At 71.2% G+C, this 264-nt stretch carries 1 protein-coding gene; it reads right to left on the reverse strand.

The features are described 5' to 3' along the window. Positions 1–264 (reverse strand): class I tRNA ligase family protein (locus ACSNOK_RS34640; protein ID WP_436784681.1); only part of this gene is annotated, 264 nt, incomplete at both ends.

A 264-nucleotide genomic window follows, 5' to 3' on the forward strand; every position in this document is an offset into this window, starting at 1 on the left:
TCGCCTCGGCGAACGCCGGCGGCACCTCGGCGGCGGGCGCCACGGGGCCGGCCAGCTCGACCACGCGCTGGACGAAGCCCTCGATGCGGGCGAAGGCGGACTCCGCCTCACGCAGCGCGCCCTCGCTGTACTCGATCGTGGAGCGGTAGTGCGGGGTGCCCAGGTAGTAGCGCAGCACGATGGGCCGCCAGCGCTTGACCATCTCGGACACGAGCACCGAGTTGCCGAGCGACTTGCTCATCTTCTCGCCGCTCATGGTGACCC

The organism is Streptomyces sp. URMC 126, from assembly GCF_051386555.1.
In the GTDB taxonomy this organism is placed as follows: Bacteria; Actinomycetota; Actinomycetes; order Streptomycetales; family Streptomycetaceae; genus Streptomyces.